Source organism: Desulfonatronum sp. SC1, assembly GCF_003046795.1.
GTDB lineage: Bacteria > Desulfobacterota > Desulfovibrionia > Desulfovibrionales > Desulfonatronaceae > Desulfonatronum.
Window position 1 is genome coordinate 1 of record NZ_PZKN01000021.1, and the last position, 12,770, is coordinate 12,770.

The 12,770-nt window shown below is 60.9% G+C and carries 12 protein-coding genes and 1 tRNA gene; 9 read left to right on the forward strand and 4 right to left on the reverse strand.

What is annotated here, in order from left to right; all coding sequences use genetic code 11:
* Positions 1-193 precede the first annotated feature (193 nt).
* Positions 194-270: transfer RNA gene (locus C6366_RS11800), tRNA-Met, on the reverse strand.
* 200 nt (positions 271-470) lie between these two features.
* Between C6366_RS11800 and ileS the strand changes: the two genes are divergently transcribed.
* The 9 genes from ileS to C6366_RS11845 all read left to right on the forward strand — a co-directional run bounded on the left by ileS (position 471) and on the right by C6366_RS11845 (position 9,396).
* A complete protein-coding gene (gene ileS / locus C6366_RS11805; RefSeq protein WP_107738151.1) occupies positions 471-3,353 on the forward strand; it encodes an isoleucine--tRNA ligase in 2,883 nt (960 codons plus the stop codon).
* Positions 3,353-3,856, forward strand: a complete 504-nt coding sequence (gene lspA / locus C6366_RS11810; RefSeq protein WP_107738152.1) for a signal peptidase II — start codon at positions 3,353-3,355, stop codon at positions 3,854-3,856. The genes ileS and lspA overlap by 1 nt, the downstream gene beginning before the upstream one ends.
* A 23-nt stretch (positions 3,857-3,879) precedes the next feature.
* Positions 3,880-4,095, forward strand: coding sequence for a PLD nuclease N-terminal domain-containing protein (locus C6366_RS11815; protein ID WP_107738153.1), 216 nt, complete (start codon positions 3,880-3,882; stop codon positions 4,093-4,095).
* Entirely contained in the window at positions 4,092-5,018 is a 927-nt protein-coding gene (gene ybgF / locus C6366_RS11820; RefSeq protein ID WP_107738154.1) for a tol-pal system protein YbgF, read from the forward strand. The genes C6366_RS11815 and ybgF overlap by 4 nt, the downstream gene beginning before the upstream one ends.
* 186 nt (positions 5,019-5,204) lie before the next feature.
* Positions 5,205-5,654 carry an NIL domain-containing protein gene (locus tag C6366_RS11825; RefSeq protein WP_107738155.1) on the forward strand — a complete coding sequence of 150 codons (450 nt, stop codon included), beginning with the start codon at positions 5,205-5,207 and terminating at the stop codon, positions 5,652-5,654.
* The gene (locus tag C6366_RS11830) at positions 5,651-6,184 is read left to right on the forward strand and encodes a PilZ domain-containing protein (protein ID WP_158269761.1); all 534 of its coding nucleotides are present in this window, start codon (positions 5,651-5,653) and stop codon (positions 6,182-6,184) included. Before C6366_RS11825 ends, C6366_RS11830 begins: the two co-directional genes overlap by 4 nt.
* Positions 6,175-6,876 (forward strand): hypothetical protein, encoded by a 702-nt coding sequence (locus C6366_RS11835; protein ID WP_107738157.1) that lies wholly within the window; start codon positions 6,175-6,177, stop codon positions 6,874-6,876. The genes C6366_RS11830 and C6366_RS11835 overlap by 10 nt, the downstream gene beginning before the upstream one ends.
* A gap of 14 nt (positions 6,877-6,890) precedes the next feature.
* On the forward strand, positions 6,891-7,220 hold the full coding sequence (locus tag C6366_RS11840) for an MTH1187 family thiamine-binding protein (protein ID WP_306460430.1): 330 nt from the start codon (positions 6,891-6,893) through the stop codon (positions 7,218-7,220).
* A 253-nt stretch (positions 7,221-7,473) separates the two neighbouring features.
* A complete protein-coding gene (locus C6366_RS11845; protein ID WP_233248483.1) occupies positions 7,474-9,396 on the forward strand; it encodes an SLC13 family permease in 1,923 nt (640 codons plus the stop codon).
* Positions 9,397-9,502: 106 nt separating this feature from the next.
* Here C6366_RS11845 and gcvPB read toward each other — a convergent pair whose 3' ends face one another.
* Genes gcvPB through gcvH form a run of 3 tightly spaced genes read right to left on the reverse strand, consistent with a single transcriptional unit; the run spans position 9,503 to position 12,671 of the window.
* Positions 9,503-10,954, reverse strand: coding sequence for an aminomethyl-transferring glycine dehydrogenase subunit GcvPB (gcvPB, locus tag C6366_RS11850; RefSeq protein ID WP_107738159.1), 1,452 nt, complete (start codon positions 10,952-10,954; stop codon positions 9,503-9,505).
* The gene (gcvPA, locus tag C6366_RS11855; protein ID WP_107738160.1) at positions 10,951-12,282 is read right to left on the reverse strand and encodes an aminomethyl-transferring glycine dehydrogenase subunit GcvPA; all 1,332 of its coding nucleotides are present in this window, start codon (positions 12,280-12,282) and stop codon (positions 10,951-10,953) included. The genes gcvPB and gcvPA overlap by 4 nt, the downstream gene beginning before the upstream one ends.
* 8 nt (positions 12,283-12,290) lie before the next feature.
* Positions 12,291-12,671, reverse strand: a complete 381-nt coding sequence (gene gcvH / locus C6366_RS11860) for a glycine cleavage system protein GcvH (protein ID WP_199221494.1) — start codon at positions 12,669-12,671, stop codon at positions 12,291-12,293.
* Positions 12,672-12,770: the final 99 nt, after the last annotated feature.

Here is a 12,770-nt window from a genome sequence, read left to right on the forward strand (position 1 = left end):
GGCAAGGGCGGCTTGGTCCTTGAAACGGGCATGGGGGGGGCGTTATGATTCTGGCTTAGGTGAAGAGAGATTCATTCAATCTGTTGCCAGTGGGAAAACGCTAAGTCTGGCTTGAGGTGGGAAATGCGGTGGGAAAGCAAAATCAGACAACAAAAAAGGGGTCACGATTTTCATCGTAACCCCTTGAATTTGCTGGTAGCGGGGGGAGGATTTGAACCTCCGGCCTTCGGGTTATGAGCCCGACGAGCTGCCATACTGCTCCACCCCGCGCCAAAGAAAATGATATTTACTGATGCTCCGGACGAATGTCAATCGGTTTATGTTTTTTTAAGAAAAAAATCCGTTCGCGTGGGTTTGGCCCAGAGTTTTCCTTTGGGCCACCTTGACTTCCGGGGCGGCATACTTCAGATATTTTTGTTGGTTGCGAACCCATTTTTCTCATCACGTTTTTCGTCCACTAAAGGCATCCCATGACCGATTACAAGAAAACCCTGAACTTGCCCCAAACGTCCTTTCCCATGCGGGCCAACCTGAGTCAGAATGAACCCAAGATGCTGGCTTTCTGGGAAAAAATTAACGCCTACAATGCCATGATCGCCCCCAATGCCGGGGCGCAAACCTACGTTCTTCATGACGGCCCGCCGTATGCCAACGGTCATATTCACCTGGGCACGGCCCTGAACAAAGTGCTCAAGGACATCATTGTCAAGTCCCGGAACATGCAGGGGCTGCGTGCCGAGTACGTGCCCGGTTGGGACTGTCACGGGCTGCCCATTGAACTCAAGGTGGAGCAGGAGTTCAAGCTGAAGCAGAAGTCCGTTTCCACCCTGGAAATCCGGGCCCGGTGCCGGGAGTACGCTACCAAGTATCTGGACATTCAGCGCGAGGAGTTCAAGCGTTTGGGTGTGCTGGGCGTCTGGGACGACCCGTATCTGACCATGAAGCCCGCTTATGAGGCGGCCACGGCCAGGGAGTTGGCCAAGTTCATGGCCAAGGGAGCGGTGGTCCGGAACAAGAAGCCGGTGCACTGGTGTTGCTCCTGTGAAACGGCCCTGGCCGAGGCCGAAGTGGAGTACGGGGAGCATGGTTCCCCATCCATTTACGTGGCCTTTCCGGTGAACGACCCCAGGCTGGCCGAAGTGTTTCCGGGGCAGGGCGAGGCTGTGACGTCCATCGTGATCTGGACCACCACCCCCTGGACCATTCCGGACAACATGGCCGTGGCCGTGCATCCGGAGTTTGCATATGCCCTGGTTCAGGTCAAAATGGCTGAGGGAGATGCGCGGTTCATCCTGGCCGAGGAATTGGTTCCCAGGTTGAAGGAAGTCTTCGGTTGGGACGAGGTTCAGGTGCTGGCCAGTGTGCTCGGGCAACGCCTGGAGGGACTGCAGGCCGCGCATCCGTTTTACGATCGTCCTTCTCCGGTGGTTCTGGCTAATTATGTGACCTTGGAGGCCGGTACCGGCTGCGTGCATACGGCCCCCGGGCATGGCCGGGACGACTATGAAACCGGATTGCGCTACGGTCTGGAGACCCTTTCTCCTCTGGACGACCGAGGTTGTTTCTATCCTCAGACCGAGTTGGTGGGCGGACTGAACGTCTTCAAGGCCAATCCCAAGGTGATCGAGATCCTGGAGCAAAACGGCAGATTGCTGGCCCAGGAGAAAATCTCCCACTCCTACCCGCATTGCTGGCGCTGCCGCAAGCCGGTGATTTTCCGGGCCACCATGCAGTGGTTCATCTCCATGCAGGCCGATGATCTGCGCGGCAAGGCCCTGCATGAAATCGACGAGAAGGTACGCTGGATTCCAGCCTGGGGCCGGGAGCGGATCCACAACATGATCGCGAACCGTCCGGACTGGTGCATCTCCCGGCAGCGCAACTGGGGCGTGCCCATCGTGGCCCTGATCTGCAAGGAGTGCGGCCATACCTATACGGACCCGGACTGGGTCGTTTCCGTGGTGGACCGGTTCGCGGGGCATGAACGGGGAGCGGACTACTGGTTCGAGGCCGTCCTGGACGAGGTGGTTCCAGCTGGTCTGGTCTGCCCGGACTGCGCTTCAACCTCCTGGGAAAAGGAGGACGACATCCTGGACGTCTGGTTCGATTCCGGAACGAGTTTCGCAGCTGTTTTGGAACAGCGCACGGAATGCACGTTCCCGGCGGACCTGTATCTGGAAGGATCGGACCAGCATCGCGGCTGGTTCCACAGCTCGCTTCTGGCCTCCGTGGGCACACGGGGCGTGGCGCCCTACAAAGCGGTTTTGACGCATGGCTACGTGGTAGACGCCAATGGCCGCAAAATGTCAAAATCCGTGGGCAACGTCATCGCTCCCCAGGAGATAATCAAGCAGTACGGCGCGGAAATTCTGCGGCTCTGGGTGGCCTCCGAGGACTATCAGGACGACGTGCGCATTTCCACGGAAACCTTGAACCGTCTGGTGGACGCCTACCGCCGCATCCGCAACACCTGCCGGTTCCTGCTGGGCAACCTTTCCGACTTCCGGCCCGCGGAGCACGCCGTGGACGTGGACCGGCTCCTACCCCTGGATCGGTTCGCCCTGGATCTGTTCACCCGGCGGCATGCCAAAATCGCCGAGGCCTACGAACGGTACGAGTTTCACAAGGTGTTCCATACTTTGCACAATATGTGCGTCACGGATCTGAGCGCCTTTTACCTGGATATCGTCAAGGATCGCCTGTATGTCTCGGCCCCTGACGGCTTGGCCAGGCGTTCGGCCCAGACCGTGCTCTGGCGGACCCTGGAGATGCTGCTCACGGATATGGCTCCGGTTCTGAGTTTTACCGCGGAGGAGGTGTATCAACACCTGCCCGAGGACGTCCGCGGGGCGTCTCCCAGCGTCTTCGGCCTGCGTTTTCAAGACCCGGATATGTCGGCTACATCGGGTGCGCCCGATGAGTCTATGGCCGAAGAGGCTCGCCAAGCCTGGGAAACCGTTATCCGGGCCCGGGCCGAGACCACCAAGGCCATCGAGCCGGTACGTAAGTCCGGTGTCGTGGGGCATTCCCTGGATACGGAGGTGACCCTGTACGTCCATGACGACCTGCTGGACGTGCTCCGGCCCATGGCCCCGATGCTCAGGGAAGTCTTCATCGTCTCCAAGGTGGAGGTCCGTCCGGAAAGCGAAGCGACGGAAAGTCGGACATCGGGCGGCGATGCTCCCGATCTTTTCGTCAGCGAGGAGGTCGACGGGCTGCGCATCGCAGTGGCTCCGGCTCCAGGGACGAAATGCCCTCGTTGCTGGGTCTACAGCGAGGAACTTGCCGCGGATGACGCGGAGACCGGTGAGGGCGTTTGTCCGCGCTGCCGGGAAGCCCTGGAGGGTTGGTAATGGCGCCCCGGTATCGTCTTGTTTTGACCCTGGCCCTGGTGGTGCTGGTCCTGGACCAGGTTACCAAGCTCTGGGTGGCGTCCTCGTTGCCTTTGTGGACGTCCAAGACCGTGATTCCCGGCTTTTTCAATCTGGTGCACGTCCTGAACAAGGGTGCGGCCTTCGGCTTCCTGAGCGATCTGGACGCCTCGTGGCGGCCGTATTTCTTTCTGGGCGTGACCGCCCTGGCCGTGGTCCTGATCCTGCACCTGCTCCGCACCGTGCCCAGGGAGGATACCGTTTTGTTCACGGCTCTGGGCCTGATTCTGGGCGGAGCCCTGGGCAATCTGATCGACCGGATCCGCCTGGGCGAGGTGGTCGACTTTCTGGACTTCTACATCGGCCAGTACCATTGGCCGGCGTTCAACGTGGCGGATATCGCCATCAGCATTGGCTCGGTCCTGCTCCTGGTTTCGGTTTACCGCACCCGGCGTTACGGCTTGACTTCCAAGGACGACGACTGATCTGAAAAATTAAGGAATCGATCATGTTTGACCTGCCGACATCGCAACTTGTCTTGATCCTGGGGCTTTTGACCTTACCCATTCTGCCCAACCTATGGGCCATCTGGCATTCCTTTCACTCGGAATTTGCCACGCCCCAGGAAAAAATGGTTTGGATCGCGGCCAGCGTGTTCCTGCCCGTTCTGGGCGGACTGGCTTATTTGATCTGGGGCCGTAAACGAGCCCGGAGGGAACAATGAAATACCGTTTGATTATCTTACTGATCAGCCTGCTCATGGCCTCCTGTATGGCGTCCAGGAGCGAGATGGACACCCTGTCCGCCCGGGTCTGGGACCAGGAGCAGCAGCAGCGCCGGTTGCAGGGCCAGTTGGCCGCCCTGGATCAGGAACTGACCAGGTTGCTGACGGAAATGGAAGGGGTGAGCACCCCAATGCGCGCCACCCAGGCCAACCTGTGGGCAGAGGTCGAAGCCCTGCGCATCCAGACCGCCACCATGCAGGGCCAGATGGAAGAGTTGCAGCGCATGCTCCAGGGGGATCGCCCTGGTGAAGGCGGCGGACATATCGCGGATTTGGGCCGTCAGGTGGCCTACCTGGACCGTTCCGTGACCATGATCGCCAGCCAGTTGGCGCTGGATTTGGGACCGCGGCCGGACGCCCCGGTCGCTGGGCGGCCGGACTTGCCGGGTTTGCCGGATGGGCCGGATCAACTGGTCATGGTCGATCCGGACGCTTTGATGCCGGGCCGCCCGCAACCGCTGATGGTCCCGTCCACCGCGGACGATCCGGCCCAAGCCTTGTACGATTTGGCCCTGCAGGCCTTCCACGACCGCAACTACGTCCAGGCCCAGCGGATGTGGCAGGAATTCGCCACGACTTTTCCCCAGCATCCTCTGCTGTCCAACGCCTTGTTCTGGCAGGGTGAAAGCTTTTTCCAGATGGAAGATTACGGCCAAGCCGTACTGGCCTACCAGGACGTGATCAGCAAACATCCCCAGAGCAATAAGTACGCGGCGTCCATGCTCAAGCAAGGGGCGTCCTTTTTCCGTCTAGGCAAGGATAGAGCCGGGGTGCTGGTCTTGGAAGATCTGGTCAATCGGTTTCCGGATCAGCCCGAGGCCGCCCGGGCCAAAACTCTACTGGATGAGCAGCGTGGGCGATAGGGCTGGTTTGAGGGCTGAGGGCTGAAACCTGAGACCTGAAGGGGCGAAAGGTGAAAGGCTGAAAACTTGAAACCTGAAATCTGAAGGCGCAGACACTCCTCGCGGCGTGCCAAGCTGTAGGAGAGTCTTCTGCTGGGGTGTGAATCCGTGAACCGCTGAGCCGTGAACCTTCAACCATAAAAAATTATGTCTGAAACTAAGGAAATCATCTACCTGACCTTTCCCCCCGACGTCTCCAACCAGCCCGTGGTCTGCAATCTGGCCCGGGTTTACGATTTGAGCTTCAATATTCTCAGGGCCCGCATTTCTCCGAAGCAGGAAGGGCAGATGACTCTGGAGATCATCGGGGATCGAAAGAAGTGCCGCGAAGGGCTGCGGTATCTCAAGGAGCAGGGGGTGGGCATCACTCCGGTGGCCCAGAAAATTCGTCGCGTCGAGGATTCCTGCGTCCACTGCGGACTGTGTACGGCGCTGTGCCCGACCAAGGCCCTGCGCGTGGACCTGAACAGCCGGGAAGTCCTGTTTTTGCGTGAGAAATGCTCGGCCTGCGGCCTGTGCACCAGTCTGTGTCCGGTGCAGGCCATGGTCTTGGAAACCGAGAACGGGATTTGGGAGGCGATCACGGAGGGAGCATGAGCGAGCAAAAACGGACATATTCCAGAGTGGAGACCTTTTTTCCCGGGCGGCTGCGGATTCTAACTCCAGGAGAGGAAAACGCCGCCTACCAGGGGTGTTTCGGCTGCGACGCGGCCCAGAGCGCGGCGTTGCGGCCCAAGGGCGCGAACATGCCGGACGCCCTGCTGGACTTTCTGGAAACCGTCAACTCCAAGCTGGACATGCTGCTCAGTCTGGCCAATCGGGAGCACCTGGAAAGCACATTCCCAGTGGGCGTGAACATTGTGGAAATCAGCGGAGCGGGGCTGATTTTCACCGCGGACCGGGAGTTTGCCCTGGACGACAGGTTGGAACTGGTGCTCTTTCTGAGCCAGTTTCCGTTACAGACGGCCGGAGCCATGGGCCGGATCCACCGCCGTGACGACCGGGCCGGAAAGTCGGCCTGGGCCGTGGACTTCACCTCCATTCGCGAACAGGATCGCGAGGCCATAGTCCGGTTCGTGTTTCAACAGCAACGGGAGCACATCCGGGAGAGCAAGCAATGGAACTGAACGGGCCCTTGCTGGCTTTGGCCGCGGAGCGCGGTCGAGCCGTCGTCGGAGGCATGCTCAACGGGATCGTGCATAATCTGAACAATCCGGTGCATGCCCTGACCATGCAGACGGAACTGCTGCGTAACGCCCTGGGGAAAGACGACCTGGACGGATCGCGACCGAACCTGCAGGACAAGTGCGCACGGTTGGAACGCGTGGCCCAGGATTTGAAAACGCAACTCGACGTCCTCACATGGCGCGACGTCTACGTCACTCCGACCCGGCAACTCATCGATCCCGTTCATTTCGGTACCTGGCTGCTCCAGTTCTGGCAGAGCGATCTGCTGTTCAAGCACAACATCACGGGAACCCTCCTGGTGGAACCTCCGCCACCGCATGTCCAAGCCATCCCCCTGGCCTTGACCTGGTCCCTGGAAGAGCCTTTGGCGGCACTGGTGTCCGCTTTGAGCGACAACAATCCTCAGGGCTCACTGGCTTTATCCCTGGAGTTCGGGCCGTTGTCCGGCGGAGGATTGGGGGTGCGTATGACCACGACCCCGGAGGCCGATGAGTTTCGTGCTCTTGGAGCTGAAATCCGACATGCCCCGGAGTTACGGGAGTTGACCTCCGCATTGGGCTGGGACTGGAGCGCAGAACTGGCCCGAGGCGTTCTCTCGGTGAGTGTGGCTGTTCCCGTAAAAACGGCATGACAAGGAGGTTTTCCTTGGCGCGGGTAAACACGGACGACGCGATGAACGTTTTGGCGGAATTATCCATTTTTCCCATGGACAAGGGCGATAGTCTGGCGCCCTACGTGGCCCGAGCCGTAACCATTATCCAGCAAAGCGGGCTGGCCTATACGTTCGGTCCCATGAGCACGGTGATCGAGGGCCGCTGGGACCAGGTGATGGACGTGGTGGGGCGTTGTCAGGCGGATCTGGCGGCGGACTGCGACCGGATTCTGGTTTATCTGCGCCTGGATTGTCGGCGGGGCCGGGAGGACGCCATTGGGTCCAAGGTTCGCTCCGTGGAGGCTGAGCTCGCCGGAACGTGACCCCTCGCAGTCCGCTGAAAAACTCCCAATTAGCTGCGTCGCTGCAAAAAGTTCAAACTCTCACGTATGAATAAATACGCTTCGACCTTGAACTTTTTTTGCTCCTTGTACTTGGGGTTTTTGAACGGACTGCCGGATAAGGACTTTTTCGACACTCAGCTTGGCTTGCCGTGACCTTTTCACCGGTTTATCTTACCGGCATGTCGCCCGATCCTCATGCGTCGCATTTCGCGTCGAGGGTCGGGCTTTTTTTATGAACGTCATCCCCTTTATCGTCCAACAAAGCGAGCTGGACACCATGACACTGGACCAACTGACGATCATCGCCGTTCTCGTGGCCGCCATGGGCATGTTCATTTGGGGCAGATGGCGACACGACATGGTGGCCGCGGGAGCGTTGCTGGCCTGTGTCTTCATGGGGTTGGTGCCCGGGGCGGAGGCGTTCTCCGGCTTTGGCCATCCAGCCGTGATCACCGTGGTCTGCGTTCTCGTGCTCAGTCACGGTCTGCAGGTTTCCGGAGCCGTGGACGAGCTGGCCAGGCGGGTCCTGCCGTCCTCCGCCGGCCGGACCGGAAGCATCGCTTCCCTGACCGGGCTCGGAGCCTTGCTTTCCGGATTCATGAACAATGTCGGGGCTATGGCTTTGCTGATGCCGGTGGCGGTCAAGGTGTCGGGCAAGTTGGGGCTGACTCCGGGCAAGGTCTTGATGCCTCTAGCCTTCGGCTCGATCCTGGGCGGCACCATCACCTTGATCGGCACCCCGCCGAACCTGATCGTCTCCGGGTTCCGGGCCGAGGCTGGATTGGGCGGCTTCGGCATGTTCGACTTCACTCCGGTGGGGCTTGCCGTGACCGTCGCTGGTCTGGCCTTCATTTCTCTAGTTGGCTGGCGGTTGGTCCCTGGGCGTAAGCAGTCGGACACGGACGATTTCGATACCGCCGTCTACACCACGGAAGTGCGCATCACCGAGGACAGCAAGGCCGTCGGAAAACGGCTACGAGACGTGGAGCGAACCCTGGACGAGGCCGATGCCGTGATCGTGGGCTTGGTCCGAAGCGGGTTCCGGCTGTCCGCGCCGTATCCGGGACGGATCTTGCGGGATGGCGACATTCTCATGATTCAGGCCGAACCCAAATCCCTGGCTTCCGTGCTGTCCGGGTTGGGATTGAAACTGGAAGAAAACGTGCCGCCCCCATCAAGTCAAAAGCAGGAGCCGGAGCAAGGCGGGAAGGACGACCATTCAGGCGATGCAACGAAGCCGGAGGGGGAGGCGTCCAAGAAAAAAGGCGAACAAGAGGATGAAGGGAAATCCAGGTCCAGCGAGATCATCGTCCAGGAACTGGTGGCCATGCCCAGCGCGATCTTGATCGGCCGCTCGGCAAGGGATTTGGAACTGCGCACTCGCTTTGGCATCAATCTGTTGGCCATTTCCCGTGAAGGGCACCGATCCATCAAACGGCTGCGTTCAACGCCGATCCAGGCTGGAGACGTGTTGCTGCTGCAAGGGTCGCCGGAAGCGCTGTCCGGTTTCGCCTCGGAGTTCGGCTGCGTGCCTTTGGCGGTGCGGGACGTGCGGGTTCCGGCGAAAGGCCAGGCCATGAAAGCGTCCTTGATCATGATCAGCGCGGTGGCCGCCACGGCCCTGGGATTGGTTCCGGTAGCCGTGGCCTTTGCCGCCGGGGTGCTGGCGATGATGGCCCTGCGGGTCGTCTCGCCGCGCTCTGTTTACCAAGCCGTGGATTGGCCCGTGATCGTTCTCCTGGGAGCCATGCTGCCGGTGGCCGGGGCCATGGCTTCCACCGGAGCGGCGGACCTGATCGCCCGGTTTCTTTTGGACACGGTGGCCCAGGGGCACGCCGTGCTCGGTTTGGCGGTGATCCTGATTGCGACCATGCTCATTACCGATTTCATGAACAACGCGGCCACCGCCGCGGTGATGTGCCCCATCGCGCTGAGCACCGCGTCTCAATTGGGAGTCAACCCGGACTCCTTTCTGATGGCCGTGGCCATCGGGGCGTCCTGCGCCTTCCTGACGCCCATCGGCCACCAGAACAACACGTTGATCCTTGGACCGGGCGGGTTCCACTTCGGGGACTATTGGCGCATGGGCCTGCCCACGGACATCCTGGTCGTTGCCGTGGCGTTGCCTATGCTACTTTGGGTCTGGCCGCTGTAGCCGGACGAAACAGACGGTCGGCGCGTAACTCCTAACAGTTAAACCCGTTTCGGCCTCATGAGGAGGCCGTTTCGCTCTGCCGGAATTTGCCTTTCGAGGCTCCCGTTCAAAGCCCGCAGTTGTCCGTCAGTTCCAGGTTGCGGGCCGCCTTGACCTCGTCCAGGCGGCTGACCGGGGTGTGCCGGGGCGCGGATTGGATGGCAGCGGGGTCCTGGTCGGCCTGTTCCAGGATGGCGATCAGGTCGTCCACGAATTGATCCAGAGTGTCCAGGGATTCGGTTTCCGTGGGCTCGAACATCAGGGCTTCCTTGACGATCAACGGGAAATAGACCGTGGGGGCATGGTATCCCTTGTCCAGCAGGGCCTTGGCAATGTCCAGGGCCCGGACGCCTTTGGCCGCCTGGCGTACGGCCGAGGCCACGAATTCGTGCATACAGATCCGGTTGTACGGGATTTCCAAATGCTCCTCGAGGCGCTTGCGCAGGTAGTTGGCCGCGAGGACCGCGTTTTCCGAGACCCGGATCAGTCCCTCCCGGCCCAGGCGCAGAATGTAGGCATAGGCCTTCAGGTAGACGCCGAAGTTGCCGTAGAACGGGGCCACGTAGCCGATGGACTTGGGATAGTCGTAGTCCAGAAAGAACTGACCGTCCTCCAGCTTGACCACCCGGGAAATCGGCAGAAAATCCACCAGCCGCTCACACACGCCCACCGGCCCGGAGCCAGGGCCGCCGCCGCCGTGCGGGGTGCCGAAGGTTTTGTGCAGGTTCAGGTGGACCACGTCGAAGCCCGCATCGCCTACGCGCATCTTGCCCAGAATGGCGTTCAGGTTCGCGCCGTCGTAGTAGAGCAGGGCGTCCACGGAGCGGACCAGTTCCACGATCCGTGGCAGATGCTGCTCGAACAGGCCCAGGGTGTTGGGGCAGGTCATCATCACCGCGGCCACGTCCTCGCTGAGCACGGCTTCCAGGGCCTGGGGATCGACTATCCCGTCCTTGGACTCCAGGCTGATCACGTCAAAGCCGGCAATGGCCGCGGAGGCCGGGTTGGTGCCGTGGGCCGAGTCCGGCACCACGACCTTGGTCCGCTTGCGGCCCTTGTCCTTGTGGTAGGCGGCGATGATCATCGCTCCGGCCAATTCGCCGTGGGACCCGGCCATGGGGTGGACCGTGAATCCGGCCATGCCCGTGATTTCGCACAGCAGCCGTTCGGTCTCAAAAATCACCTCCAGTGCGCCCTGGGCGAAATGGCCCGCCCCACGGAATTGGGGCACCAGCGGGTGCAGGCGGCTGAAGCCCGGCAAGGCCGCGGCCTGTTCCATGAATTTGGGGTTGTATTTCATGGTGCAGGAGCCCAGGGGGTAGAAGTGGCTGTCCACGCCGAAGTTGAGCCGGGAAAGCCGCGTGAAGTGGCGCACCACGTCCAGTTCGCCCACCTGGGGCAGGCAGGGTAGTCCGTCCCGGGCCAGTTCCTGGGGGATCAAGCCGGTCAAGTCCTTCTTCAATTCCCGCAGCCCGACGCCGGGGCGTCCGGAAACGGATTGCTCGAATATGGTCTTCATAACGCGCCTCCCAGCAGTTCCTTGAGGATGCCGATGTCTTCGCGGGTGTTTTTTTCGGTGCAGGCGATGAGCAGGACGTTTTCCAGGCCGGGATAGTAGCGGCCCAGGGGAAAGCCGGGCAAAAATCCGCGCCGGGTCAGGCGATCCATGACATGATAGGCGGGCTTGGGCAGGACCAGGGCGAATTCATTGGCAAAGGGGCGTTGGCTGAGCAGCTTGGCTCCGGGGAGCTTGAGCAGGCGTCTGGCCGCGTAGTGGGCCAGTTCGGAGCAGTGCGTGGCAGTGTTGGCCAACCCTCGGGGGCCCATCAGGCAGAGGAAGACGATGGCGCGCAGGGCGCAGAGGGCCTGGTTGGAGCAGATGTTGGAGGTGGCTTTTTGGCGGCGGATATGCTGTTCCCGTGCCTGGAGGGTCAGGACGTAGCCGGTTCGGCCTTGGGCGTCGGTGGTCCGCCCGACGATCCGGCCGGGCATCTGGCGGATCAGGGCCTTGGCGCAGGCCATCATGCCCAGATACGGCCCGCCGAAACTCAGGGGCAGGCCCAGGCTCTGTCCCTCGGCCGTTGCAATGTCCGCGCCCATGGCCCCGGGCGTCTTCAGGACGGCCTGCATCAGCGGGTAGACCGAGATGATGTTCAGGGCGCCTTGGGATCGGGCATGGGTGAACAGGCCGGTGAAGTCCTCCAGGACGCCGAAGAAGTTGGGATTCTGGACGATGATCGCCGCGGTATCGGTATCCACCGCCGCGGACAAGGCTTTCAGGTCCGAACCGCCTTCCCGGTGGGCGACCACGATCATTTCCAGGTGCAGATTGGACGTGTAGCAATCCAACATCCTGCGGTAGATGGGGTTGACACACTCGTCCACCACGATCTTGCGGCGCTTGGTATGGCGCACGGCCATCATCATGGCCTCGTACAGGGCCGTCCCCCCGTCGTAGACCGAAGCGTTGGCGTACTCCATGTCCAGGAGGCGGCAGACCGCGGTCTGGTACTCAAAAATGGCCTGGAGCGACCCTTGAGAGGCCTCCGGCTGGTAGGGAGTGTAGGCCGTGGCGAATTCGCCGCGGGAAGTCAGGAAGTCCACCGCCGCGGGAATGGCGTGGTCGTAAAATCCCGCGCCCAGAAATCCCACCAGTCGGGTGTTGTTTTTGTCCGCCAGGGTTTCCAGGTGCCGCATGACTTCGTGCTCGCCGAGGCCTTCGGGCAGGTCGAAGCTTTTGGGCCGCAGGGTTTTGGGGATCTCCGCGAACAGGGCGTCCATGTCGGGGATGCCGACGACGTCCAGCATGCGGCGCTGTTCGTTCGGGGTGTGGGGAATGTAGGGCATGGAGAATTCTACTCGTCGTTGCACTCGGCAATGGCTTTGTATTCCTCGGGGGACAGCAGGCCCTGGGGCGGTACGCTGAGCCGCACCCGGATCATCCATCCAGCGCCGTAAGGATCCTGGTTGATTTTTTCCGGCGCGCCGTCCAACTCGGCATTGACTTCGGTGACGGTTCCGGAAACCGGGCTGTTCAACTCGCTGGCCGCTTTGACCGACTCAATGCTGCCCATTTCCCCGCCTTGCTCCACGGCGTCACCTACGGACGGCAGCTCGATGAACGTAATGTCACCAAGCTGGCATTGGGCGAAATCCGTGATGCCGACCAGGGCTTCCTGGTCGGTGACGCGGACCCATTCGTGGGACACCATATAGAGCAGATCACTGGGAATCATCAGATGCTCCTTGAATTAGGGGTAAAAGGTTCGCAACTTTTCAGCACACACGGTGTATGGTCATCCTCCAACACTGGATTCCGGCTTTCGCCGGAATGA